Here is a 23,025-nt window from a genome sequence, read left to right as displayed (position 1 = left end):
CTTTGAAAATAGGTCGCATCTTGTTGATTATCAGTAATAAAGATACAAAATACCTCCTAATTATGCAACACTAAAACCTCCTAAAATGAAAAAACCGCCTCAATTTAGTATTGAGACGGCTTCTTTATAAAACGTTTACCGAGGGAAACTATTTATCCTCCGTCTTACGGAAATAGATTTCGTCGTTCATGAATTCTGCAATAGCAATGGAGGTAGGTTTTGGCAACTTCTCATAGTGCTTAGAGATTTCAATCTGTTCTCTGTTTTCAAAGACCTCTTCCAGGGTGGTGTTGTGCACTGCAAATTCATCCAGCTTTCCGTGAAGCTCACTTCTTATTTCGGCGTTGATCTGTTCAGCGCGTTTACCCATTACGACAATAGCCTCGTAAATAGAACCTACTTTCTCTTCGATTTTGTCTCTGTCGTAGGTTACTGTGGTCAGCTCAGCGGTTGTATCTTTTACACTCATTATTAGTGATTTATTTTATTTTAAGGACTGCAAAGTTAACTAATTTCTTTTAATTCTGAAAGTAGCGCCCGAGTTCTGAGAAGTGGAAAGTGAATCGACCGCGGTGGAATCGTTCTCTTTCTCCGTATCCTTCTTCTTCTTTTCCTGCTCTTTTTGCTCTATTTCTAACTCGAGTTGCTTCTGCTTGGCCGCAATTCGTGCTCTTTCTTCCTCTACAAGTACTTTTTCCTTTAAAAAACGCACTTTTTCAGACTCCAGCTTTTCCCGCAGATTCACTGCCACCTTACTTTGCGCGGATCCTGGCAGCTCCTTTTCCACAAAACGCGTATAGGCAAGCGCGCTTTCTATACGTTCCTGCTTTTTATCAAATACGGAGTTTATGGCCAGTTCATATTTTGAGCGCAAAATAAATTCATAGATTTCTGGTCTTAGCTTAGTACTTGGAAAATCTGCAAGGACGTTCTCAAACGCCACATCTGCGGCTTTGTACTCTGCCATTTTGTAATACTGTCTCGCATTTTCATAGGCTTTGAACTCCAGCTTGTAGGAAAGCTCGTCCATTAGCTCATTAATGTTTTTGGAACGCTCCGATCCCGGATATTTGTTAAGGAAATTCTGCAGTTCGTTGAGTGCGGATTCCGTATTGGCCTGATCCAAATTATAATCCAAAGAACCTTCATAATAGCAAAGAGCCGACATATAGGCTGCCTCCTCTGCGCGTGGATCTTCCGGGAAGGTTACCGAGAAGTTCTTAAAATGGTGCCCTGCAATACGGTATTGTTTGTCGTAATAATTGGCATAGGCGGTATTGAATACTACGGTTTTTGCATCGTCCGTTCCGGCAACCAAATTGGGAAGGCGCTCGTAAAGTGCAATGGCCTGTGTCCATTTTTTCTCTGCAAAATACTCGTTTGCGGTTTGCAGGATGAGGTTCTTATCGGCGCTTTTTATTGCTTCATCAAATTTCTTGTTACACGCTAGGGTAAGCAAGCTGATGACTATAAGTAGTAAAGTGTTTTTCATAAAGTGCAAAATTCGCTATAACGGTGCGATTTCAGTGTGCAAAAATAGTTTTTTTTTATCAACGGAACTGCTTTTAAGATACTTTAACGCACCTCTGGCTCACTTTGATACCCGAGTAAAGAAAATACTATTTCGTAGTTGCTGTTGCGGATCTTGACCTCTGCATTTTTTAAAAAGTCTTGCTCCTTACCGGATAGGTAGAGTTCATAAAAGTTTCGGTTCCTGATGGCAAATACTGCGGATCCAATGATTTGGGTAAGTACATCTTCGGCTTTAGGTGCGTAGGTAAAAACGCCCGTCGAAACGCCTTTCTTAATGACTTCTTCGATCTTGAGGGTGGCCGTTCTATAAAACTCTATCAATTCGTCGGTGACCAGTTCGGTATGGCGTATTTCCTGCTTGACAAAAGCATGAAAATAATTATACTTAAACATTTGGCTTACAATAAACTTTATTATTTCTTTCATCTGCATTTCGGCCCTTCCGTCCTTAATAACATGGGCAAATTCGGAAAAACTCTCCCTGGTACGCAGTACCCTGTACTGGTAGAGGTAGGCAAGCATCTTTTCCTTCGATCCAAAATAATAAGAAATCATCGCCACGTTAATATTGGCTTTTGAAGAAATATCCCGTACCGAAGTTCCGTCAAATCCTTTTTTAGCAATCAGCTCCTCCGCCACTTCAAGTATCTTAATCTGTTTATCCGTAAACTTTTTCTTCATCTCAATCGTTTGAGTAAATTTATACAAATTACCCCTATCGTACAACCACTTACCAACACCAGTTTCTAAATTGTTTAAATTTGCCCCATGCATTTGTTTAATTTCCACCACCACACCTCCTACCCATGGGGCATATACAACCTAGAATTGGGAGCGGCTCCTCCGGCCCGGCCCTTTAGTATCGGACTGCATCCTATGAAGCACTATGCGAACTGGAAGGACGCTTTTAACGAAGTGGAAATCCTCTCCAAAAGCCCCCAATGCATAGCTATTGGCGAGTGTGGATTGGACCGCCGATCTAAGGTCAGCACCTTGGTGCAGGAGGAGGTTTTTTTACGACATATCCAGCTTGCGGGCAGTTTGAAAAAGCCGGTGGTCATACACTGCGTGGGAATGCATGCGCTTTTGCTCAAATACCAAAAACAGAGCGCAGTACCGCTCATAGTACATGGCTTTAACAATAAAGCCCAGACCGGAAAAATGCTGCTGGACGCCGGATTGTACATTTCTTTTGGCTCTAATCTGCTTAGCAGCGTATCTTTGCAGTCCTTTGCAAAGGAAGTACCTATGGAAAGAATGTTTTTGGAAACGGATGATTCTTCGATTCCTATCCAATCGCTCTACGAGATTCTAGGTACTATAAAAAACCAAAGTATTGCTGCTGTACAAAACCAGATGCTTAAAAACCTGCAGACTATTACGAATTTATGAAAACGACCTGGACGGAGCGCACCGAACTGCTCATTAAAAGTGAGGGACTTGAACGACTTAAAAAAGCACATGTACTTGTTGTAGGACTGGGCGGGGTGGGAAGTTATGCCGCTGAATTTCTGGCGCGCGCGGGGGTAGGACATTTGTCCATAGTAGATGGAGACGTGGTGGATATAAGCAACATCAACCGCCAGTTACCTGCCCTGCACAGCACTTTGGGCCTTCGAAAAACAGAGGTCATGGAGCGTCGGCTTTTGGACATCAACCCAGAGCTCGAGCTCTCAAGCATTAGTGCATTTCTTTCTCCGCAGGCAATGCAGGACCTGTTGGAAAACCACCGCTTTGATTTCATTGTGGACTGCATCGACAGTGTCTCGCCCAAAATCACTTTAATACAGCAGGCCCGAAGACGAAAGATCAAGATTGTTTCCTGCATGGGCGCGGGGGGCAAGCTGGACCCCGAAAAAATAAGCGTCAAGGACATCAGTAAAACGAGTAACTGTTATTTGGCAAAGCATATCCGCAAGAGGCTAAAACGCGATTACCACATTACAAAAGGCGTAAAGTGCGTGTTTTCCACCGAACTCCAAAACCAGGACAGTTTAAAACTCACGGACGGACTCCAGTACAAAAAATCGTTCTACGGAACCATTAGCTTCATTCCAGCAGCATTTGGACTGCATGCCGCAGGATATGTAGTAAACCAATTACTAAAGCGTTAGTTATGAAGTCCGAAGGCTACAGCCGACAATTCAAACTTAAAGGCAAAAAAGACCTTGCTGACCTTTTTGCCAGCGGCAAGTGGCGCACCAAGGAGAACGTACGGATGGTCTTTTTAAAAAGAGATCAGCAGAACGGCCTTCAAATGGGCGTCTCGGTATCCAAGAAGCTCCATAAGAAAGCGGTGGACCGCAACCGAATTAAACGGCTTTTAAGGGAAGCCGTTCGAAAAAACAAAGAGGTCCTTACCAATCAATTAGGTCCATCGGCATTGGTTATGTTTTTTTGGATTTCTCCAACGATGCCTTCTACGAGTGGCGAAGTGGAACAGCAGCTGCTGAATTTGGTCCAGAAAAAATAAGTCGGCTACCCGTTAAAAAACAGCTTCACTTTAAAAATAGTTTTACCTTTACGTAAAACTGTTCTTTTATGCTGGATCAAATTCCCTTTCTAGAGTATGCGGTTGGAGCCTTTATTGGGCTGGGTCTTGCGGCGGCCAGTGGCTTTCGAGTGTTTCTTCCGCTCTTTACCGTATCACTGGGCTCCTACCTGGGTTGGGTACCGGTAAACGACTCCTTCGAATGGCTGGCATCACTCCCTACCCTACTTGCCACAGGAATTGCTATGATTATGGAGATCGCCGCCTACTATATACCTTTTGTAGACAATCTGCTCGACACCCTGTCGGTTCCTTTGGCCACGATAGCCGGATCGCTGCTTTTCGCATCGCAATTTGCTGAAGTAGGGATGTTCGCACAGTGGGCATTGGCTCTGATTGCGGGAGGCGGCACCGCCGCAGTAATCAGTACGGGATTTGCCGGCACCCGCGCCGCTTCCACTGCCGGCACAGCAGGTCTTGGAAATTCCGCCGTAGCCACTACTGAAACTGCCGGGGCAGGCCTTCTTTCGATGCTTTCCTTCTTGGTACCCGTGGTGGCGGCACTGCTGGCTTTAGGACTTATTGCAGCGGTATTTATTCTGGGCAAGAAAGCCTGGCGAAAAATCATTCGCCGCAAAACTCGTCCTACCACTACCATCGAGGTCGATGCCGTGGAGAATAAGCGTATTGAATAAATTTACTTCTGGAAAAACATCTTAACGGCCACTACAAACATCAGAACGGCGAAGATTTTTCGTATGGTGTCCTGAGGAAGTGCTATGGCAGTCTTACTGCCCAGGTAACTACCCAAAACAAAGCCGCAGCACAGAAGCAGTGCGGTCTTAATATCCACATTCCCAGTTTTATAGTAGTTCATTACCCCGAAAATACCTACGGGGATGGTAAGAAGCGCAAGGGTAGTGCCCTGCGCCCGGTGCTGGGTGAAACCGAACAGTAAAACCAGAACCGGCACCATCACGATGCCCCCACCGATACCTACCAGACCGCTTAAGTAGCCTGCTATTAGACCCAGAACAATAAGTCCAATCAAAAGTGTTATATCCATTTTCATCGATTTGGATTTCTTAAAAGCTTGATTTCTTTTATTTTCTCTCTGTACTTATCCTTAAGATCCGGCTTCTTTTTCATAAGGATTTCAAAGGCCTGAATGGCCCTATTGTACAGCCGCTGTTCGATGTACAGACCTGCCAGCGTTTCGGTCATTAAATGGGAAATATCCCCTTCTTTTTCCCGCACCACATACTCCCGGTCGTCTTTTAACTTGGAAATTTTTGGCTGGGTTTCAATGAAACGGTCAATTACAGTAGTCTTTTCGGTTAGCGGCTCTTCGGTAGCCTCGGCTTCTGACTCTCCTTCTCTCTCTGTTTGCACTGGGCGCTCTATTTTCAGCCAATTCTGCCAGGTAGCAATAAAATCGACCACATTGCTTGAACTCGGTTCTTCCGTGGAGCTATCCTTCGGGTTTTCCGCTGGTTGTTGGTCCGGCTTGTTGAGCGGTTCATGGCCCTTAAGTGCGCCCGTGTTTTCTCTCGCTGCATTTTGAGCTTCCGACAGCGCGTTGATATTGGTCGGCGCTGGGGACGCACTTAACGCTTCCGCACCATCGAGCGGAAGTAATTCAACCGAGAGGGGTTTCCAGTCGTGGCGTGGAGCCGCTTCGGGGGCCTTCTCCTCGGGCTTTTCTTCGGCCACCCTTTCCGGAAGAGAAGGGGGCGCTACGTCTAAAGGCATAAAGGGCTCGATTGTCATGTACTCGGTGGTTGCACTTACCTCTTCTTTATCCTGGGCTAAAGACTGCAAGTTGCTGGTTTCTTTTTCTCGTTTTTTCTTCTCGAGAAGCTCCCGTTCCACCTTGGCCACCAGCGCTTTCATTTCGAGTTCATGGCGGTTGGGCCTTGAATTTGTCTGTGGTGCTGTCGTAAAGGTCTGGGATGATGTTATTTGAATCTCAGGAAGAAACTCCTCCACCCGGGCAAAGCTAAGGTCCGCTGCATGTTGCTGTACCTGCTCTTGGAGCGCTGCTTCACTTGGTTCATCCATTGCCTGAGGGGGTGACTGCTCCGAGCTCTTAAAGGAAATGGACGCCTCCTTCTCTGGGGCTGCGGGAAGGACGTCCGGCGCAGCTACTTTAGTAAGAACCAGGGACCCGGATTCTTCGGTAGCCTGATAATCAATGACTTCCCTACCTAGGGAGCCGTCTTCAAGGGATTCGCCTTCAAACAGTAATCTGTTTTTGCTGACCCCGTCCCGTGAGGCAGTCTGGTCTTCCTTCGGTTCCCTGGTTTGTACAGCAGAGATTCCAGCCGCTTCCAGCGTTTCTGACTCGCTTTCTTTTACGGGTGGATTTATTAAATTATAAAGTATTTTTTTGTCTGTGGTAAAAGCCGCTGCCGTACTTAAGACTTCCGGATAGTTCTCTTTATCAAATCGGTGGGTTCCTAAAAGATTCAAGGCATGTAAATGCTGCGCGTAGGGAAACTTCCCCATTTCCTTGCGAATAAGGCTCAGATCGTTTTCCTCTAGGGTATCAGGCTTTTGAATTAATTCTAAAAGGCGTGCACTAATCATTACCAGTCTGCGATTATATCGTTAAAAATCTTGTTTATGATCCTTTCGTTTACAATTTTCACCTGCGAAGCTTCGATGGCATTTATATCCAAATCACTACTAAAAACCGACTCGTCCGTATAGGTTCGGTCAAACCCTTTCTCTGGCTCAATACTGTTCTCATAATGAATCCGCACCGTAATGGTGAGTTTATTCTGCGCCGCCTGGATCTGTCCGCCGGTGGTGGTTCCTACAGGAGAAGAAATCGTTGTAGGGGAAATAGTGTAATCGGTAATTTCCCCTTCTATAAGGATATGGGGGTTCTCCGTGGTACCTTTAAGCGTGGTCCGCTGCAGAAACCGGTTGTTGATATCAATGGTAAACTGCTGGGCAAGGGTGGGATTCATCAGTGCCGCGGTATTTATGAAGTCCTTTATCTGAATGGTCTTTACGTCTTCAGAAAGCGTATTGCCTTTAAAGTTGTAAAAGGTGCAGCCTACGGTGCACAGCAGTAGGATCCCGCAGAGGGCCAGGGTAAATACTCTTTTCCCTTGCAATGGATAAGACGTAGGTACTCGAATCATTCTTCTAGATTGTATTGCTTTATTTTGCGGTACAGAGTACGCTGGGAAATCCCCAGTTCCTCGGCGGCTTTGTTTCTTCTTCCTCTGTGCTTCTCCAGTGCCTTGACAATGAGCTCTCTCTCGTTATTTTGCAAAGAAAGCGACACGGGTCTGGATTCCTCAATCTCAATATCTTCCACATCTTCGTAGGGTCCCTGAGAAGATTTGGAAAGTACGGTTTCTCCCCCGCCGTTTACCGGGCCCTGCTCAAAATAAAGTAGGGAGGAAGAATTCGGGGTCTCACCTGTATATATCCTGTTGATAAGATCTTGCTCCTGATTGGAAAACCCGCTGTTAGAGCGGTTTTTAATAAGCTCGGAGGTCAGGGCTTTCAAATCGTTAAGGTCCTGGCGCATATCGAAGAGAATCTTGTACATAATCTCCCTTTCCGAATTAAACTCCGAACTGGGTGCAGCTGCGGCGTGCGCTTTAGGGACCACTGCGGGAAGACTCGTTTGGTTCGGTATGTATTCTGCAAGACGCACCGAGTTGATTTCTCTTTTTTGTTCCACCACGGTGAGCTGCTCGACCAGGTTACGCAGCTGGCGTACATTCCCCGGAAACTGGTAGCTCTCCAAATAGGAAATTCCATCGTCGGTGAGCTGTATTTCCGGCATTCGGTATTTCTCAGCAAAATCAATTGCAAACTTTCTAAAGAGCAGATGAATATCCCCTTTCCTTTCTCTAAGGGCCGGCATATCGATCTGTACGGTATTGAGGCGGTAGTAGAGATCCTCTCTAAACCTTCCGTCGTTAATAGCTTTGAGCATATTGACATTGGTTGCCGCTACAATACGTACATTGGTTTTTTGAATCTGCGAGGAACCCACTTTCATAAACTCTCCGCTTTCCAGTACGCGCAGTAGGCGTACCTGGGTCTGAAGAGGCAGTTCTCCCACTTCATCCAGAAATATCGTTCCTCCGTCCGCCACTTCGAAGTACCCCTTTCGGGTGGAGGTAGCGCCGGTAAAAGCCCCCTTTTCGTGTCCAAAAAGTTCCGAATCGATTGTCCCTTCCGGAATCGCTCCGCAGTTTACTACAATATAGGGTTGGTGTTTTCTTTTCGATTCCCCGTGGATGATCTTGGGAATGAATTCTTTACCAACGCCGCTTTCCCCTATAACAAGAACCGATATATCCGTAGGGGCTACCTGCACCGCCTTTTCCAGCGCTCTGTTTAAAGCGGGGAAGTTTCCAATGATGCCGAAACGGTTTTTTAAAGACTGTAAGTCGTTCATAGTACGCGCAAAAAAGTTATACGGTATGTCCAATCAAAGTTCCCTGCGTATTGCTGTATACGTGCACCTGCACGGTGTCTCCCACCTTCTGGCCCGGCATCTTGTCAAATACGCATACCGCGTTTTGGGAATTACGGCCTTTCCATTGGTTGGGATCTTTCTTGGACGTACCTTCAATTAATATCTCGTGCTCTCTTCCCACGTACGATTCCATACGTTTTCTGGAAAGCTCGCCCTGAAGACTAATAATCTCGCTCAGGCGCCTTTGCTTTATCTCGGCGGGAACATCGTCCTTCATCTTTTTATGGGCAGGAGTTCCGGGGCGCTCCGAATAGGCAAACATATAGCCGTAATCGTACTCTACCTCCCGCATCAGGGACATAGTATCGAGATGGTCCCGCTCGGTCTCCCCGCAGAACCCTACAATCATGTCCTGAGAAAAGGCAATCTCGGGAACAATGCGCTTGGCCTGCTGAATAAGTTCCAGGTACTGCGCTCTGGTATGTTGGCGGTTCATTGCCTCAAGCATTCGGTCCGAGCCGCTTTGGACCGGTAAATGCACGTATTTACAAATATTGGAATAGCGCGCCATCATACGGAACACATCCAAACTCATGTCCTGGGGATTGGAGGTGGCAAAACGGATACGCATCTGAGGAACCGCCTGTGCAACCAGTTCCAGAAGCTGGGCAAAGCCTACGGCCGTGGCTTTTTGCAGCTCGCTTGCTTTGGCAAAATCTTTCTTGGGCCCTCCGCCGTACCAGAGGTACGAATCCACGTTTTGTCCCAAAAGGGTAACTTCTTTATAGCCCTGCTCCCAAAGTTCGGTACATTCTTTTAGTATGGAGTGCGGATCTCTGCTTCGTTCTCTTCCTCGGGTAAAAGGAACCACACAGAAGGTGCACATATTATCGCAGCCCCGTGTAATGGTCACAAAAGCCGTCACGCCGTTTCCGCCCAGCCGCACCGGAGAAATATCCGCATAGGTTTCCTCTTTGGAGAGAATCACATTGATCGCATCACTGCCCCCTTCGGTTTCCTTGAGCAAATTGGGAAGGTCGCGGTAGGCGTCGGGTCCAACCACCAAATCCACCAGGTGCTCTTCTTCGAGGAATTTGGTTTTCAGGCGCTCGGCCATGCATCCTAGAACACCTACTGTTAACGAAGGGTTCTGCTCCTTTTGTTTTTTGAACTGGGAGAGACGCATGCGCACGGTCTGTTCGGCTTTCTCACGAATGGAACACGTATTAAGAAGGATAAGGTCCGCTTCCTCTACATTGGCAGTGGTATTGTAGCCCTGCTGACTTAAAATGGAGGCCACAATCTCACTGTCGGAGAAATTCATCTGGCATCCGTAGCTCTCTAAAAAGAGTTTTTTGGAATTTTCAGGCCTCTCGGCAATGGCGTAGGCCTCGCCTTGTTTGGATTCGTCTATATATTTTTGCTCCACACTCTAGGGTTTAAATCGTTAATTATCAGAACACAAGCATCCTTTGCTACGCAGTATACTGATGGTGCAAATATAGGAAAATAACTGACAGAATGGCACAAATTCTCTGTACCATGCAAAGAAAATCCCCTGCAAAACCCCCACGTAACAATTAGGCAAACGTAAGACTTTACTTGAGCGGCACCCGTTTTACAGCACTTCGATCTGGTTTCGAAGCAGATCTTCAAAGGTTTCGCGGCGCCGTGCCAGGTGAAACTCGCCGTCGTGGTACAGTACTTCGGCAGGGCGCAGGCGTGAGTTGAAGTTCGAGCTCATCTCAAAACCGTAGGCTCCGGCATTTCGAAACACCAGGATATCGCCTTCGCGTACCTCGGTGAGTTTTCTGTCCCAGGCAAAGGTATCGGTCTCGCAGATATGGCCTACCACCGTGTAGATACGCTCCGGGCCTGAAGGGTTGGAAATGTTTTCTATTGTATGGTAGGAATCGTAGAACATCGGGCGGATCAGATGATTGAACCCGGAGTTTACACCGACAAACACTGTAGCGGTAGTCTGTTTAATAACATTGGCCTTCACCAGGAAGTGTCCCGATTCGCTCACCAGGTATTTTCCCGGCTCAAACCAGATCTGCATCTTCTTTCCGCTTTCTTTGGAAAACGCCTCCACGGCCACCTGTACTTTGGAGCCCAGACTCTCGACATCGCTTTCCATATCGGAAGGTTGGTAGGGAACTTTAAAGCCACTTCCCATATCCAGGTACTTGAGGTTGGGAAAATGACTGCACAGTTCGAACATCATTTCCAGTCCCTGCAAGAATACCTCGGCGTCTTTTATTTCACTGCCCGTATGCATATGCAGTCCTTCGATATTAAGTCCCGTGGACTGCATCACACGCTCGATATGGCGGAGCTGGTGGATGGAAATTCCGAATTTTGAATCGATATGGCCGGTGGAGATCTTGTGGTTTCCCCCGGCATAGATATGGGGATTGATACGCACGAAAATAGGATAGGATCCGGCGTATTTGTTTCCAAACTGTTCAAGAATGGAGATATTATCAATATTTATGTGCACGCCCAGTCCCATGGCCTCTTCAATCTCGAGAAGATCCACGCAGTTGGGCGTAAAGAGGATCCGCTCTTTAGAGAATCCTGCGCGTAGGCCCAGCTGTACTTCGTAGATGGAGACGCAGTCCAGTCCCGCGCCCAGCGACTCGATGTACTTAAGTACATTGATGTTGGTCAGGGCTTTAGCCGCGTAGAAAAAACGGGTATCTGCAGAGAACGCTCCGGAGAGCTTTTTATAGCGCAGAGCAATCTGGTCAAGATTGTATACATAGAGCGGCGTCTGGTAGGTCGCTGCGGCCTGAAGAAGTTCCTGGTCTGTCATGGGTTGAAGCAAATTGGTGCCTGGCGTCATAGTATCCTAAAAAAAAGGAGTTTCCATGCTAGCCACTGAGGCGTATAATTAGAGTGCAAAAATAGTGGATACCAACCAACTAGACAACGCTGCGGGAAGTTAAATTCACTCCGGGAGCCCCATGGCATGGATTTCTCCTTTGAGGAGGGCCATTTTCAGAAGGTTCTCTAGCTTGGCTTCGGGGGGAAGCTCCATGGAGAGGCTTTGAATTTTAGCCAGTGTATTTATCTGGGTATGCAGCTCGAAGAACCCGAACGATTCGGCCTGGCCCTGCTTAAGCACCAGAAACGCACTTTCCCCAAGAATCCTTCCGGGGAAGGTCCAGAGCTCTGTACGGGTACTCAGGTCCAGAAAGCTTATAAGCTCCTGCGTAGAGGAGAAGCGGCTTTTAATATAGTTGTAGGCTTTTAGGCCCTGGGTATAGGACTTAAATTCAAGGAGGGGCGCGGTTTTTCTCTGCGGGGTCTTGCGCTCAATGCTCAGTCCCTTTTTGGTAGTATAGAGACCAAAGGAGCTGGGCGCGCGGTCTAGTATCCCTTTGGATAACAGCAGCAGAGCGGCCGTTAGCTCCCCTCCTACCAGCTCGTAATGAATCTGCTCGGAGTCTTTCTGCACTTTCTCCAGCCTTTTTGCTTTGGAATGCAGCAGCTTTTTGGCGGCTTTATTGATATCATCCACGTAGTTCGAGTAGAGAATGGTCCCTGCTGCATTCTGAAAATACACGATCCCTTTTTCCCCGGGAAGATCCTGGGTTAGGTCGCGCACCTTATTGACGTAGGTGTTGGCGTTGGTTTTTTCGTGCAGCTTCTGGATAATCTCGTTTTTCCGGTCCTTACTCATCAGTACTTTAAAAAGATCCAGCGTGGCCCGGGCATCCCCCGCGGCGCGGTGGTGGTCGGTCAGGGGTATTCCCAGATCTTTGACCAGTTTTCCCAGAGCATAGCTCTCCGCTTCGGGCAAAAGCTCCTGGGAGAGGGGAATGGTATCGAGGGTTTCTATTTTATAGTCGTAGCCGAGGCGCTTAAAGGACTGTCGCAGCATGCGGTAATCGTATTCGATGTTGTGACCCACCAGAGTGGTTCCTTCCGTGATTTCCAGCACGCGGCGGGCAATCTCATGAAATTTCGGTGCGCTGCGCACCATGGCGGGGGATATGCCGGTGAGTTTTTGTACGAAGCTGGTTATCTCTGCCTCGGGATTTACTAGCGAAATAAACTGATCGGTAATTTTTCTTCCGTCGTAGCGGTAGATGGCAATTTCTATGATGCTTTCTTTTCGGTATGCCGCTCCGTTCCCTTCAATATCTATAATCGAATACATGTGCTGTTAACTGACCCCAAATTTACACATTTACAGCTTACCGCCTGCGTGGGCCAAGACCCAGCATTCCCAAAACGAATTTCGCACCCTCCCGGGCCAGCGTACTGGTGAAGGTCCGACCGGCCCGCGTGCTTAGAACGCTTTCGAGCATTCCGGGCGTGGGCTTTTCCTTGCGCGTGGAACGTTTCTGCTGCTCAGGAGCCTGAGCAGTAGCCTTTTCCATGCGCTCTACCAGAATTTCGTAGGCCGATTCCTTGTTTACTTCCTTTCCGTAGCGCGCTGCAAGCTCCGAGGAGCGCGTGAGTTCCAGAACCTCCTCCTGCGTTAGGACATTCATCCGCGACTCGGGCGAAATCAGATAGGTATGGACCAGGGGCGTGGGGATACCTTTCTCGCTGAGCGCCGTTACAAAGGCCTCTCCGATTCCTAGGTTTTGGATCAGTGTAGAGGCCTCATAGTACTCTGTTTCGGGATAGTTTTCCACCGCCTTGGCGATTTCTTTTTTGTCTTTCGCGGTAAACCCTCTCAGGGCATGCTGGATTTTAAGGCCCAGCTGGGAGAGCACGGCCTGCGGCACATCGCCCGGTATCTGGGTAATAAAATAAATCCCCACGCCTTTAGAGCGGATGAGCTTTACCATGGTCTCGATCTGGTCCAGAAGGGTGCGCGACGCCTCCTTGAAAATAAGGTGCGCTTCGTCAATGAACAGGACCAGCCGGGGTTTTCCCGTATCGCCTTCTTCCGGGAAATTCATATAGATCTCGGCAAAGAGTGAGAGCATGAAGGTGGAGAAAAGCTGCGGGCGGCTTTGGATATCGCTCACCCGAAGGATATTTACCACTCCTTTCCCCCCGCGCTGCTGGACCAGGTCTTCCACCTGGAAGCTGGGTTCCCCGAAAAGAAGGGCTGCGCCCTGCTGCTCCAGGGCCACAATGGAGCGAAGGATTGCGCCCAAGGAAGCGGAAGAGATGGCCCCGTAGCTTTGCTGCATCTGGGCTTTCCCTTCCGGGTCCTGGGTAAGGTACTGAAGGAGTTTTTTAAGGTCTTCCAGATCCACCAGCGGCAGTCCGTAATCGTCGCTGTATTTGAAGACGATGGACATGATACTGGCTTGGGTATCGTTTAAAAGCAGGATCTTGGAAAGAAGCAAGGGCCCGAACTCGGTCACCGTAGCACGAAGCCGAACGCCCGGCTCCTGGGAAATGGTGAGAAGCTCCACCGGAAAAGCGGTCGGGTTCCACTCCAAAGCGGTCTTTGCGTAGCGCTCCGAGATGATTTCATTGCGCTCTCCCTCTTTGGCAATCCCGGAAAAGTCCCCTTTGATATCCAGTACCAGGGAAGGGACTCCATGGTGGGAGAGCTGCTCGGCAAAGACCTGCACCGTCTTGGTTTTACCCGTACCGGTAGCACCGGCAATGAGACCGTGCCGGTTGATGGTCTTAAGCGGGATGGAGACCTGGGCTTCTTTTAAAACCTCGCCTTCCAACATGGCCTTACCCAACACCAGGGCTGCTCCTTTGGTTTGGTATCCACTCTGTACTTCACTGATAAATGATTCTTTTCGGGACATAGCATTGTATTTGGAATCTAAATGTAGTGATTTCATTCAAAACCAAAAAAGTCCGTTCCCACCACTGATATGTATCATAAGGCAAATGTGCGCCTGCGCATACCGCGCTGCATTTGCAACTGCGTACCTTTGCGAAGTAATGTATAAAGGCGTACTCTATTTTATAACCACATTCTGCGTTTTTCTCTTTAGTCAGGGGGAGGCGCTGATTTATATGGACTACCGCCTGAACCAGTCGTACTATGAGACCTACTGCCTGAATAAAGACAAACCGGAACTCAAGTGCGAGGGTAAATGCCAGATGAGCGAGCAGTCCCAGGACGGAGAGTCGCGGCTGGGACTCACCAAACTAAGTCTGGAATTTCATTATGTCTTAAGTGAACCTTCATTAACGCTGGATAAAGAGAATACCTTAGACTCTTCCCAAGCCGTTCCACGGCATCCCTCTCAGCGCCTATTTTTCCAGGACTACACCCCTATGGGTCAGCCTCCCGAGGCTGTGATTTAAATGCCGGGGGCACTTTGCGCCTCCCTATTAGCCCATTTATCATTTAAATCACTTCCCTTATGAAACCACTACACTCTTATGGGGTCCTACAGAAAGGACTCCTGGCAGGTGCTGTTTATTTCTGCGCTTTTGCCTATGGGCAGTCCCAAGACAGCCTCACTCTGCAGGACATTGAAATGGTCCGCATCACCAAGCTGAATCCTAAAACCAAGCATCAGGAAAAACTATACACTTCCACCTCCGATTTCTTGAACCACGACGCAGGGGAATTCCTCTCCAGCAGACCCGAGTTCAGCGGCATCCGCAAGTCCGGAAACTACGCGACCGATCCGGTGCTTCGGGGCTTTAAATACGAACAGCTCAACATTGTTATCGACGGTATGGGCCATGCCATAAACGCGTGTCCTAGCCGGATGGACCCTGCGGTAAGCCAGATCAATATGAATATGATCGAGCAGGCAGAGATCTACAAAGGACCCTACCATTTCCGGACGGGACCAAGCCTTGGGGGCACCATCAACTTTAAGACCGTGCCTGCCGAGTACCGCGATACCCGACGCCTTAGCGGCAGATATTCCGCTGCCTTTGAAAGCAACGGCTCTATTACCCGCAATGAGGCGGCAGCGAGCCTTTCCGGAAAAAAGATCGTCTGGGACATTTTCGGCAGCCACCAGAAAGGCGATTCCTATAAGGACGGCAATGGAGCCACGGTGCGCTCAAAATTCCTGCGCTACAGTGTGGGCAGCAAGCTAAACGCCCAATGGAACGAGGTGCACTCCAGCGCGCTGCAGGTGAGCAACAACCAGGGGCGGGACGTGGAGTTTGCTGCACTCAACATGGACCTTATCTACGACAAGACCTGGATGCTTCAGGGATCCCATGCTATGGAATGGAACGGCAGGCGCCTGGAGCGGCTGGACTTTAGTTCTTTTCTCAGTTATGTAGACCATTCCATGGGCACTCCCAATGGGATGATGGTCTCCGATGTGGCTTCAAAAACCTACGGAGCGCGAAGCGAAGCGAAGTTTCGTTTAGGGAAAGGTCTTCTGTACGCAGGACTGGATTATAAAAAAGAAGGGGCGGAGAATCTGCGGATGATTTCTCCTCCTACGATGAAGCCCCGTGACGGAAGTGCCTGGCAGGATTCCTCCAATGAAAATTTGGGATTTTTTGCAGAGCTTCAGCAGAATTACCACGCTTCGCGTCTTTCCCTCTCCTACCGCATGGACTATAATACGGGAAGAACTTTAGCGCCCTCACAGCTTTTCCGCCAGCTCTACAGAGAGCTCTCGCCCCAGGATCTAAACCACTCCCTTAGCGCCGGGTACAGCCAGAGCCTTGGCCGCAATACGGTACTCTCGCTTTGGGCAGGCAGGGCGCAGCGCAGCGCAAGTCTTACCGAGCGCTATATAAATCTCTTTACGGTAGGAAACGACAGCTACGAGATGCTGGGCAATCCCGAGCTTCGGCCAGAGACCAATAACCAGAGCGACCTTATCTTTACTTATAAGACCCAGGATGTATATTTTCAGGCCAACGCATTCTACTCCTACCTGGAGGATTATATCTCGGGGGTAAAGCGATCGGACATCAAAAAGTACAGTATGACCAGTCCCGGCGTTAGGCAGTACCAGAATATTGAAAAGGCCTTTAAAACAGGTATGGACCTTTCGGCCGGCTATAAGATAACTCCTGCCGTAGGCGTGGATGTGGGTATAGCCTACACTTATGCCAGAGACTTTGACTCTGGAGAGCCCCTGCCGGAAATAGCCCCTTTGGACGGGCGGGTAAAGCTCCACGGCGCTTGGGAGAAATTCTCTGCCGCAGTAAAATACCGCTACAGCGCAAAACAGGAGAGAATCTCCAAGGAATTTGGAGAACTTCCCACCGAGGCGTTCCATGTAGTAGATCTGGAGGCCCGCATCCCGGTTTTTTCCGGCGCATCCTTCCAGCTGGGCGTCTACAACCTGTTTGATGCCGCGTACTCCGAGCACCTTTCGCGCACCCTTTCGCAGGACCGTACAAAACGGATCCTGTCTCCTGGAAGAAGCCTAAGTGTCGGGTTTACAGTAGCCTTCTAAGGGGCAGTTCCCAGGCACTTTCAAAAGGGGCGAAGGAGGTGGTATCTTAGTTTATTTTAGTAAATTTGTTAGAACAGCACTAAATCAAAATGCTATGAAAAGAAGCGAAATACTCGACAGACTCCGCGCCGAGCAGGAGAAAATTATAGAAAATCTAAAAAACCAAGTGGAGCGCTACCGCGTTGCCTCGGATATCGATGAAGATTCCACGTTGGATCCTGAGGACCTCTCGCGTCAGGCCGAAGCAAAAGACATGCAGCTGCGCTTTGAGAAACTGCTCAATTACGCGCAGCGGGAAATGGCTTTTCTCGATGAGGAACTTTCTAAGACCCACCAGGAGATAGAGGACGGGACGCTCATTTTAACCGATACGAAGTACTTTTTTGTAGGGGTATCGGTGCCGGTCTTTGATTTCGAAGGAACACCGGTAATGAGTTTTTCCTACGGCGCTCCGGTCTTTGCCAAGTTTAAAGGTAAGCAGCCGGGCGACAAAGTGGAGGTAGGCGAGAATTCCTATACAATTAAAGAGATTGGTTAAATGCTGCAAAGCGTTAAAAACAACTGCTGTAACCTTTGTTACACTGCCTATGGAACTCCGATGCTACCTTTGCCGATAAAAGCGTAAAGATATGCACATACTGGGATATTTAATGGCCGTAGTGATCGGGCTGGTAATGGGACTTATCGGAGGCGGAGGAAGCATCCTTAGCGTTCCGGTGTTTGCCTATATATTTTCCATGGATGCAGTGAGCGCCACAACACTCTCCCTGTTTGTGGTGGGATTCACCAGCGCGGTAGGTTCGGTAGGGTTTATCCGTCAGGGACAGGTGAATTTCACCACAGCGTTTCGCTTTGGGGTACCTTCCATACTGGGTATTCTCTTCTCGCGAAGGGTGGTCGTTCCGCATCTTCCCGACTATATCCTTAACCGCTACGGACTGGTGGTAAGCAAAGATATGTTCATCCTGGTAATCTTTGCTGCCCTGATGCTGTTTTCGGCCATTAGGATGATACAGAAGAAGGAAAGGATCCGTCCTCAGGTGCAGAACGTCTCAAGCGATACGCTACTAATTTCTCAGGGACTTCTGGTAGGAATCATCACGGGATTTATTGGCGCCGGCGGCGGGTTTTTAATCGTTCCGGCCCTGGTAATGCTGGTAGGCATGCGCATGAAACAGGCCGTAGCCACTTCGCTTTTTATCATTGCGATAAATTCCCTGATAGGATTTGTCTCCTCACTGGACAGCGTGGCAGTAGACTGGGTCTTCCTACTTTCCTTCACCGCCCTTTCGGTGGTGGGAATCCTTCTGGGCGTTAGAATGGCTCGTAAAATTGAGGGACGTAAACTAAAACCTATTTTTGGATGGTTCGTTCTTGTAATGGGCATCTGGATAATAATTAAAGAATTATTTTTAAACTCTCTATTATGAAAAAAATACTACTGGCAGCAAGTGCTTTTCTAGTGCTTGTGGCCTGCACAAAAACCGAGGCGGAAAGTACCGCTGCTACGGAAGCTACAGAGGAGGAGGTAAAAGTTACCGACCCGAACGAAGTAAGCAATGTGCAGGAGCCCAAAACCTTTAGAAGTGAAACCGGCGACGTACTAAAAGTAACCTACTTTGCCTTGGGAGACCGCGTAGCGGTGAAAGTGCAGAAGAACCAGGAGCCGGAAGTGGAGCTTAAGGGACAGACGGTAAGTTCTTCGGGTAATCTGCTCTTTGGCACCAAAGACCTGTCCTGGGAAATGGACGATTCGGGAAGCAGCGGAAAGCTCACCGGAGCGGACGGAGTGGCCGTACAGTACGTACTGGAATAACGGACTAGGGATTATGTAATTTAGGTTACATAATCCTTTTGTATTTTTAAGGAACTTTGCCTTAACAAAATCAGATGATATGAAAATAGAACAAATTTATACCGGATGTCTTGCCCAGGGGGCCTACTACATTGTTTCGGATGGCGAGGCAGCGATTATCGATCCTTTGCGCGAGATCCAGCCCTATCTGGAACGACTGGAAAAAGACGGCGTAAAGCTGAAATACATTTTTGAGACGCATTTTCATGCGGACTTTGTCTCGGGCCATGTGGACCTTTCCAAAGCTACAGGCGCACCTATTGTCTACGGACCAACGGCATCGCCCTCGTTTGATGCGAAGATTGCCCACGACGGAGAGATTTTTCCTTTAGGAAAGATTCAGATCGTAGCTATGCACACTCCAGGGCATACCATGGAAAGCACCACGTATCTGCTACTGGACGAGCACGGTAAGGAACATGCTATTTTCTCCGGCGACACCCTCTTTTTAGGAGATGTGGGACGTCCAGATCTGGCGCAAAAAGCAGCCAGTATGACCCAGGAGGAACTGGCAGGACTTCTTTACGAGAGCCTAACAAATAAAATCCTTCCCCTGCCGGACGAGGTGATGGTATACCCGGCGCACGGAGCGGGCTCTGCCTGCGGGAAGAACATGCAGAAGGAAACGCAGGATACGCTGGGAAATCAGAAAAAAACCAACTACGCGCTGAATCAGAAAGACAAGGAGAGTTTTATGGCAGCGGTTCTGGACGGGCTGAGCGCTCCACCGAAATATTTCGGTATGAACGTGGCCATGAACAAGGAAGGCTATGAGAGCTTTGAACAGGTTCTTAAAAAAGGCATGCAGGGACTTTCCCCGGAAGACTTCGAAAGTGCCGCCGAGCATACCGGAGCGCTTATCTTAGATACGCGGCCCGCCGCAGACTTCCACATTGGTTATGTGCCCAATTCGGTGAACATTGGTCTTAAAGGCGACTTTGCCCCTTGGGTAGGCGCTATGATTGTCGATGTAAAGCAGCCGCTACTCTTGGTCTGTGAACCAGGAACCGAAGAAGAGGCCATTACAAGGCTTTCCAGAGTAGGATTCGACCAGGTGGTTGGATACCTGCAGGGCGGTTTTGAGGCATGGAAAAACGCAGGTAAGGAGACGGATCAGGTGCGCAGGATCTCCGCTGAGGAGTTCAGTAGACTGCATACGCCAGAGAGCAAAGTACTGGATGTTAGAAAACCATCGGAATACGCAGCAGAGCACGTAGAAGAGGCCTACAGCAGACCCCTCGATGAAATCGCTCAGTGGGCCTCGGAGGTGGATCCCGAAGCGCATTTCTTTTTGCACTGCGCCGGAGGGTACCGAAGCATGATTGCGGCAAGCATCTTAAATGCGCGCGGTATCCGCAACTTCACGGAAGTGGAAGGAGGATTTGGTGCCATCAAATCTACCGGAAGTGTCCCAGTGAGTAATTTTGTTTGCCAGAGCAAGCTGTCCTCCTAAACTCTTTTAAAAAATGCGAACGTATGGAGTAGTGCTGTTTTTGCTTTTGCCACTGGTGCTTTCTGCGCAGGTGGTGGAGCGAAAAGTGCTGGACTCGCTGCTAGCGTCGGGGGCTCTGCTTCTCGATGTACGTTCAAAGGAAGATTTCGAGAAAGGTAGCATTAAAGGAGCGCTGCATCTTCCGCTAAAGGATATTGAGCAGTTTGGTACATTCCACCCCGTTGACAAACCCGTTGTGGTTTTCTGCAATACCGGAAGGCAATCTGCCAAGGCGGTAGAGAAACTGCGTGCGATGGGCGAGAAAAACATCTACGACGGAAAGGATTTAGGCCGCATTACTACCAGCCTTCACAACCTGTTCTTTGAGCCTCCAGGTTTTAAGACTGAAAACAAAGCCACGGCTCTGTGGAGCGGTAAGGATGCTACGCACAAGCGGTTGTTTTTGTCAAAAGATAAGAGCTACCAATTCGCTGCGGGAGGCGATAGCATTCTTTATCTGGTTAAGGGGGAGTTAGAGCTAACAGCTTCCAAACAGAGTCTCTATACTGAAGGGGATCAAATAGTACTACCCTCTCAGGAGCCGGCGACGCTCCGGGCCCTTTCTTCCAGTGCGGTCGTATTAATTATTGAGAATAAAGAAAACATACAATAGAAACTAAAAAAACACAAATGCTAAATTTTATAAAAAACCTTTTTAAAGGAAGTTCTGTAGATTATGGGGAACTTACCGCACGTGGCGCGCAGATCATCGATGTGCGCAGTCCAGCGGAATTTAAATCCGGACATATTAAAAAATCCAAAAACATTCCCTTGCAGCAGCTGCAATCGCAGCTCTCTAAGCTGGATAAGTCCAAACCTGTCATTACTTGCTGCGCCAGTGGCATGCGCTCGGCTTCGGCCAAAAGCCTGCTTAAAGCAGCGGGCTACGAAGCCTATAATGGAGGCGGGTGGAATGCGCTAGAGCAAAAACTGAAATGAAAATACTAAACAACACTATGATTCGAAGGGCCCTCTTGGGAGGTGCAGGACTTTTTTTCCTGCTCCTTGCAGTAATGGACCGCGCCCCGTGGATGCTTCCGGTAGGAGTGTATTTCCTACTCATGGGAGTGATGGGATGGGGTTGTGGCTCATCAGGATGCAGCCCTTCATCGAAGATAGAAAAAAACACTTAGATTATGTCAGCAAAATTTAAAGAACTTATTGAATCGGAGCGCCCGGTGCTGATCGACTTTTTTGCCACCTGGTGCCAACCCTGCAAAGTGCAGTCTTCCGTGCTTACGAGCGTAAAAGAGCAGGTCGGAGACGCCGCCCGTATTGTAAAGATCGATGTGGACCAGTTCCCGTCCATCGCTGCCGAGTACGGGGTGCGTGGCGTACCCACCCTTGCAATTTTCAAGAAAGGCGAGCTTCTTTATAAGCAGAGCGGTGTGCACGATGTCAATACCTTAACGGGACTGCTATCCCAATACAAATAAATATTTAGGGAAGCGGGGTGATTACTACCAGTCCCCGCACTTCCCCTTCCTTATACCCTGCGGCTTTGTCTGCAGGGTATTTTTCTTTAATGACGGCAAGGGCTTGCGGGCTTAGATTATCCGGAGTGCCGTGGCACTTCAGACAGGCTCCACTGGTAATCAGCGGACTGTAGTAAACTCCGGCGGATAGAGAATCTTTAAGTTTCCTCCCTTCCAAAAGCGCCTCCTTATAATGGTTAATAAGGGCGAGTTCGCTAGTGGAGGGCGCGTTCTTACTATTACGGGGCTTATCCGAGACGCGGTAGATCTTTAGCTGGTGCGCCTTAGCAATGGAATCGGTAAGGGGAAGAGCATTCTCATGGCAGTAGGCAACCGCTGCAGCCGGACCCTCAGAGGACATCCGCGTAGAGACTTCTTTAAGAAGCGACTCTTTAAATGTTTTTGAAACGAGGGGTAGCTGCGCTCTTTCAGCGGCGCTAAACTCTTTAACTGCAGAGGATGAAGCAGCGATGCTGTCGCTTTTTTTAGTGCACTGAAGGGCGCTTAAAAGCATTAGGAAAGAAAGTAGCAGGGTACGCATGGTAAAGCGGATTTAGTTAGTAATGTGGAAGGTGTCCTGATCGCCTAAAAAACGGAATCTCTCGCGAAACTCCTGAAGTTTCTCCTTCTCCAGGGTGCAGCTAAGCAGCCCGCCATTAATACTTCCCACTTCGGTCCCGTCGGCAAAAAAACAGTGGGAGCTGGATTCGTATACAAGACCGTTTCCGTCTTTTCCGGTTCGGTTTATCCCTATAACGTACGCCTGGTTTTCAATGGCGCGTGCTTTTAAAAGGGTATTCCAGGCATCGATGCGTTGCACCGGCCAATTGGCCAGATAAAGAACCACATCGTAGGAGTCTGTATTACGGGAGAACACCGGAAACCGAAGGTCGTAGCAGACCTGGAGTAAGAACCGCAGGCCTTTGTATTCTATGACTTTGCGAGAAGATCCCTTGCTGTACACTTTATCCTCACCCGAGTAGCTGAATAGGTGGCGCTTATCGTAAAAGTAGGTATCGGTAGGAGTTACAAAATACATCCGGTTGAAAAACTTCCCCTCTTCGTGCACCGGGGCTGTGCCACTTAAAGCAGTGCCGTACTTAGTTGCCATTTTCTTTAAAAACGCGAAGGTCTCTTCGCTTCGGTCCGCGACCACTTCGGGCTCCATCGAGAACCCGGTGGCAAACATCTCCGGAAGCAAGAAGAGATCCGCCGATTCGTTTTGTAGGATATTTTCTACAGAAGTAAAGTTCGCATTCTTATTGTACCATTCTGTATTTAGTTCCAGACCTTTAACTTTTAATTGCTGCATACAGAATATTGTTTTTTATTATCAAAATTTACAGAATGCAAAATTTCCGTGCTTAATAGGGCAAAGTTGGCCCTTTTTTTGGACTTAGGG

The 23,025-nt window shown here is 48.6% G+C and carries 27 protein-coding genes; 14 read left to right on the top strand and 13 right to left on the bottom strand.

The window, feature by feature from the left end; all coding sequences use genetic code 11:
- Positions 1 to 148: 148 nt before the first annotated feature.
- The 3 genes from IC612_RS09210 to IC612_RS09200 all read right to left on the bottom strand — a co-directional run bounded on the left by IC612_RS09210 (position 149) and on the right by IC612_RS09200 (position 2,214).
- Positions 149 to 469 carry a DNA-directed RNA polymerase subunit omega gene (locus tag IC612_RS09210; RefSeq protein ID WP_194739896.1) on the bottom strand — a complete coding sequence of 107 codons (321 nt, stop codon included), beginning with the start codon at positions 467 to 469 and terminating at the stop codon, positions 149 to 151.
- A gap of 39 nt (positions 470 to 508) precedes the next feature.
- A complete protein-coding gene (locus IC612_RS09205; protein WP_194739895.1) occupies positions 509 to 1,492 on the bottom strand; it encodes an outer membrane protein assembly factor BamD in 984 nt (327 codons plus the stop codon).
- A gap of 83 nt (positions 1,493 to 1,575) precedes the next feature.
- Complete coding sequence (locus IC612_RS09200; RefSeq protein WP_194739894.1) at positions 1,576 to 2,214, bottom strand: TetR family transcriptional regulator; 639 nt, start codon at positions 2,212 to 2,214, stop codon at positions 1,576 to 1,578.
- Between the two features lie 87 nt (positions 2,215 to 2,301).
- Here IC612_RS09200 and IC612_RS09195 point away from each other — a divergent pair, with 87 nt between their 5' ends.
- From IC612_RS09195 to IC612_RS09180, 4 genes are all read left to right on the top strand, one after another.
- Positions 2,302 to 2,925, top strand: a complete 624-nt coding sequence (locus IC612_RS09195; RefSeq protein ID WP_194739893.1) for a TatD family hydrolase — start codon at positions 2,302 to 2,304, stop codon at positions 2,923 to 2,925.
- Positions 2,922 to 3,647, top strand: a complete 726-nt coding sequence (locus tag IC612_RS09190; protein ID WP_194739892.1) for a tRNA threonylcarbamoyladenosine dehydratase — start codon at positions 2,922 to 2,924, stop codon at positions 3,645 to 3,647. The genes IC612_RS09195 and IC612_RS09190 overlap by 4 nt, the downstream gene beginning before the upstream one ends.
- A gap of 2 nt (positions 3,648 to 3,649) precedes the next feature.
- Positions 3,650 to 4,006 (top strand): ribonuclease P protein component, encoded by a 357-nt coding sequence (rnpA, locus tag IC612_RS09185; protein ID WP_194739891.1) that lies wholly within the window; start codon positions 3,650 to 3,652, stop codon positions 4,004 to 4,006.
- Between the two features lie 68 nt (positions 4,007 to 4,074).
- A complete protein-coding gene (locus IC612_RS09180) occupies positions 4,075 to 4,719 on the top strand; it encodes a DUF4126 domain-containing protein (protein ID WP_194739890.1) in 645 nt (214 codons plus the stop codon).
- 2 nt (positions 4,720 to 4,721) lie between these two features.
- On the opposite strand, the gene IC612_RS09175 is transcribed toward IC612_RS09180, so the two are convergent.
- From IC612_RS09175 to IC612_RS09140, 8 genes are all read right to left on the bottom strand, one after another.
- Positions 4,722 to 5,090 carry a sulfite exporter TauE/SafE family protein gene (locus tag IC612_RS09175; RefSeq protein ID WP_228512954.1) on the bottom strand — a complete coding sequence of 123 codons (369 nt, stop codon included), beginning with the start codon at positions 5,088 to 5,090 and terminating at the stop codon, positions 4,722 to 4,724.
- A 2-nt stretch (positions 5,091 to 5,092) separates the two neighbouring features.
- Positions 5,093 to 6,613, bottom strand: a complete 1,521-nt coding sequence (locus tag IC612_RS09170) for a hypothetical protein (RefSeq protein WP_194739888.1) — start codon at positions 6,611 to 6,613, stop codon at positions 5,093 to 5,095.
- The gene (locus tag IC612_RS09165; protein ID WP_194739887.1) at positions 6,613 to 7,176 is read right to left on the bottom strand and encodes an LptE family protein; all 564 of its coding nucleotides are present in this window, start codon (positions 7,174 to 7,176) and stop codon (positions 6,613 to 6,615) included. The genes IC612_RS09170 and IC612_RS09165 overlap by 1 nt, the downstream gene beginning before the upstream one ends.
- Positions 7,173 to 8,453, bottom strand: a complete 1,281-nt coding sequence (locus tag IC612_RS09160) for a sigma-54 interaction domain-containing protein (protein WP_194739886.1) — start codon at positions 8,451 to 8,453, stop codon at positions 7,173 to 7,175. Before IC612_RS09160 ends, IC612_RS09165 begins: the two co-directional genes overlap by 4 nt.
- Before the next feature lie 16 nt (positions 8,454 to 8,469).
- On the bottom strand, positions 8,470 to 9,903 hold the full coding sequence (miaB, locus tag IC612_RS09155) for a tRNA (N6-isopentenyl adenosine(37)-C2)-methylthiotransferase MiaB (RefSeq protein ID WP_194739885.1): 1,434 nt from the start codon (positions 9,901 to 9,903) through the stop codon (positions 8,470 to 8,472).
- A 189-nt stretch (positions 9,904 to 10,092) separates the two neighbouring features.
- On the bottom strand, positions 10,093 to 11,292 hold the full coding sequence (lysA, locus tag IC612_RS09150; protein ID WP_194739899.1) for a diaminopimelate decarboxylase: 1,200 nt from the start codon (positions 11,290 to 11,292) through the stop codon (positions 10,093 to 10,095).
- 135 nt (positions 11,293 to 11,427) lie between these two features.
- Complete coding sequence (locus tag IC612_RS09145) at positions 11,428 to 12,642, bottom strand: 3'-5' exonuclease (protein WP_194739884.1); 1,215 nt, start codon at positions 12,640 to 12,642, stop codon at positions 11,428 to 11,430.
- A 37-nt stretch (positions 12,643 to 12,679) separates the two neighbouring features.
- Positions 12,680 to 14,212, bottom strand: a complete 1,533-nt coding sequence (locus IC612_RS09140; protein WP_194739883.1) for a helicase HerA-like domain-containing protein — start codon at positions 14,210 to 14,212, stop codon at positions 12,680 to 12,682.
- Positions 14,213 to 14,351: 139 nt separating this feature from the next.
- On the opposite strand from IC612_RS09140, the gene IC612_RS09135 reads away from it, so the two are divergent.
- The 10 genes from IC612_RS09135 (at position 14,352) to IC612_RS09090 (ending at position 21,584) form a co-directional block, all read left to right on the top strand.
- A complete protein-coding gene (locus IC612_RS09135; RefSeq protein ID WP_194739882.1) occupies positions 14,352 to 14,720 on the top strand; it encodes a hypothetical protein in 369 nt (122 codons plus the stop codon).
- 59 nt (positions 14,721 to 14,779) lie between these two features.
- Positions 14,780 to 16,801, top strand: a complete 2,022-nt coding sequence (locus tag IC612_RS09130) for a TonB-dependent receptor domain-containing protein (RefSeq protein WP_194739881.1) — start codon at positions 14,780 to 14,782, stop codon at positions 16,799 to 16,801.
- Positions 16,802 to 16,895: 94 nt separating this feature from the next.
- Positions 16,896 to 17,339, top strand: a complete 444-nt coding sequence (locus tag IC612_RS09125) for a hypothetical protein (RefSeq protein ID WP_194739880.1) — start codon at positions 16,896 to 16,898, stop codon at positions 17,337 to 17,339.
- Between the two features lie 91 nt (positions 17,340 to 17,430).
- Positions 17,431 to 18,231, top strand: a complete 801-nt coding sequence (locus IC612_RS09120) for a sulfite exporter TauE/SafE family protein (protein WP_194739879.1) — start codon at positions 17,431 to 17,433, stop codon at positions 18,229 to 18,231.
- Positions 18,228 to 18,617, top strand: coding sequence for a hypothetical protein (locus IC612_RS09115; RefSeq protein WP_194739878.1), 390 nt, complete (start codon positions 18,228 to 18,230; stop codon positions 18,615 to 18,617). The genes IC612_RS09120 and IC612_RS09115 overlap by 4 nt, the downstream gene beginning before the upstream one ends.
- A 79-nt stretch (positions 18,618 to 18,696) precedes the next feature.
- A complete protein-coding gene (locus tag IC612_RS09110) occupies positions 18,697 to 20,109 on the top strand; it encodes an MBL fold metallo-hydrolase (RefSeq protein ID WP_194739877.1) in 1,413 nt (470 codons plus the stop codon).
- Between the two features lie 13 nt (positions 20,110 to 20,122).
- Entirely contained in the window at positions 20,123 to 20,761 is a 639-nt protein-coding gene (locus tag IC612_RS09105) for a rhodanese-like domain-containing protein (protein WP_194739876.1), read from the top strand.
- Positions 20,762 to 20,778: 17 nt separating this feature from the next.
- Positions 20,779 to 21,087: a rhodanese-like domain-containing protein gene (locus tag IC612_RS09100; RefSeq protein WP_194739875.1), complete on the top strand. Its 309-nt coding sequence runs from the start codon at positions 20,779 to 20,781 to the stop codon at positions 21,085 to 21,087.
- Positions 21,084 to 21,281, top strand: a complete 198-nt coding sequence (locus tag IC612_RS09095) for a hypothetical protein (RefSeq protein ID WP_194739874.1) — start codon at positions 21,084 to 21,086, stop codon at positions 21,279 to 21,281. Before IC612_RS09100 ends, IC612_RS09095 begins: the two co-directional genes overlap by 4 nt.
- A gap of 3 nt (positions 21,282 to 21,284) precedes the next feature.
- Positions 21,285 to 21,584 carry a thioredoxin family protein gene (locus IC612_RS09090; RefSeq protein WP_194739873.1) on the top strand — a complete coding sequence of 100 codons (300 nt, stop codon included), beginning with the start codon at positions 21,285 to 21,287 and terminating at the stop codon, positions 21,582 to 21,584.
- 4 nt (positions 21,585 to 21,588) lie between these two features.
- On the opposite strand, the gene IC612_RS09085 is transcribed toward IC612_RS09090, so the two are convergent.
- Together IC612_RS09085 and IC612_RS09080 are read right to left on the bottom strand one after the other, a co-directional pair.
- Positions 21,589 to 22,164, bottom strand: coding sequence for a Tll0287-like domain-containing protein (locus tag IC612_RS09085; protein WP_194739872.1), 576 nt, complete (start codon positions 22,162 to 22,164; stop codon positions 21,589 to 21,591).
- Positions 22,165 to 22,176: 12 nt separating this feature from the next.
- Positions 22,177 to 22,935 carry a nitrilase-related carbon-nitrogen hydrolase gene (locus IC612_RS09080; RefSeq protein ID WP_194739871.1) on the bottom strand — a complete coding sequence of 253 codons (759 nt, stop codon included), beginning with the start codon at positions 22,933 to 22,935 and terminating at the stop codon, positions 22,177 to 22,179.
- Positions 22,936 to 23,025: the final 90 nt, after the last annotated feature.

The organism is Planobacterium oryzisoli (genome assembly GCF_015354315.1).
GTDB classification, from domain to species: Bacteria; Bacteroidota; Bacteroidia; order Flavobacteriales; family Weeksellaceae; genus Planobacterium_A; species Planobacterium_A oryzisoli.
This window is presented reverse-complemented; position numbering and strand designations above follow the sequence as displayed.

Bases quoted from the DNA above. Each gene is read 5' to 3' on its own strand.
- IC612_RS09210 (WP_194739896.1), bottom strand. From the start codon at position 469: ATGAGTGTAAAAGATACAACCGCTGAGCTGACCACAGTAACCTACGAC.
- IC612_RS09205 (WP_194739895.1), bottom strand. From the start codon at position 1,492: ATGAAAAACACTTTACTACTTATAGTCATCAGCTTGCTTACCCTAGCG.
- IC612_RS09200 (WP_194739894.1), bottom strand. From the start codon at position 2,214: ATGAAGAAAAAGTTTACGGATAAACAGATTAAGATACTTGAAGTGGCG.
- IC612_RS09195 (WP_194739893.1), top strand. From the start codon at position 2,302: ATGCATTTGTTTAATTTCCACCACCACACCTCCTACCCATGGGGCATA.
- IC612_RS09190 (WP_194739892.1), top strand. From the start codon at position 2,922: ATGAAAACGACCTGGACGGAGCGCACCGAACTGCTCATTAAAAGTGAG.
- rnpA (WP_194739891.1), top strand. From the start codon at position 3,650: ATGAAGTCCGAAGGCTACAGCCGACAATTCAAACTTAAAGGCAAAAAA.
- IC612_RS09180 (WP_194739890.1), top strand. From the start codon at position 4,075: ATGCTGGATCAAATTCCCTTTCTAGAGTATGCGGTTGGAGCCTTTATT.
- IC612_RS09175 (WP_228512954.1), bottom strand. From the start codon at position 5,090: ATGGATATAACACTTTTGATTGGACTTATTGTTCTGGGTCTAATAGCA.
- IC612_RS09170 (WP_194739888.1), bottom strand. From the start codon at position 6,613: ATGATTAGTGCACGCCTTTTAGAATTAATTCAAAAGCCTGATACCCTA.
- IC612_RS09165 (WP_194739887.1), bottom strand. From the start codon at position 7,176: ATGATTCGAGTACCTACGTCTTATCCATTGCAAGGGAAAAGAGTATTT.
- IC612_RS09160 (WP_194739886.1), bottom strand. From the start codon at position 8,453: ATGAACGACTTACAGTCTTTAAAAAACCGTTTCGGCATCATTGGAAAC.
- lysA (WP_194739899.1), bottom strand. From the start codon at position 11,292: ATGACAGACCAGGAACTTCTTCAGGCCGCAGCGACCTACCAGACGCCG.
- IC612_RS09145 (WP_194739884.1), bottom strand. From the start codon at position 12,642: ATGTATTCGATTATAGATATTGAAGGGAACGGAGCGGCATACCGAAAA.
- IC612_RS09140 (WP_194739883.1), bottom strand. From the start codon at position 14,212: ATGTCCCGAAAAGAATCATTTATCAGTGAAGTACAGAGTGGATACCAA.
- IC612_RS09135 (WP_194739882.1), top strand. From the start codon at position 14,352: ATGTATAAAGGCGTACTCTATTTTATAACCACATTCTGCGTTTTTCTC.
- IC612_RS09130 (WP_194739881.1), top strand. From the start codon at position 14,780: ATGAAACCACTACACTCTTATGGGGTCCTACAGAAAGGACTCCTGGCA.
- IC612_RS09125 (WP_194739880.1), top strand. From the start codon at position 16,896: ATGAAAAGAAGCGAAATACTCGACAGACTCCGCGCCGAGCAGGAGAAA.
- IC612_RS09120 (WP_194739879.1), top strand. From the start codon at position 17,431: ATGCACATACTGGGATATTTAATGGCCGTAGTGATCGGGCTGGTAATG.
- IC612_RS09115 (WP_194739878.1), top strand. From the start codon at position 18,228: ATGAAAAAAATACTACTGGCAGCAAGTGCTTTTCTAGTGCTTGTGGCC.
- IC612_RS09110 (WP_194739877.1), top strand. From the start codon at position 18,697: ATGAAAATAGAACAAATTTATACCGGATGTCTTGCCCAGGGGGCCTAC.
- IC612_RS09105 (WP_194739876.1), top strand. From the start codon at position 20,123: ATGCGAACGTATGGAGTAGTGCTGTTTTTGCTTTTGCCACTGGTGCTT.
- IC612_RS09100 (WP_194739875.1), top strand. From the start codon at position 20,779: ATGCTAAATTTTATAAAAAACCTTTTTAAAGGAAGTTCTGTAGATTAT.
- IC612_RS09095 (WP_194739874.1), top strand. From the start codon at position 21,084: ATGAAAATACTAAACAACACTATGATTCGAAGGGCCCTCTTGGGAGGT.
- IC612_RS09090 (WP_194739873.1), top strand. From the start codon at position 21,285: ATGTCAGCAAAATTTAAAGAACTTATTGAATCGGAGCGCCCGGTGCTG.
- IC612_RS09085 (WP_194739872.1), bottom strand. From the start codon at position 22,164: ATGCGTACCCTGCTACTTTCTTTCCTAATGCTTTTAAGCGCCCTTCAG.
- IC612_RS09080 (WP_194739871.1), bottom strand. From the start codon at position 22,935: ATGCAGCAATTAAAAGTTAAAGGTCTGGAACTAAATACAGAATGGTAC.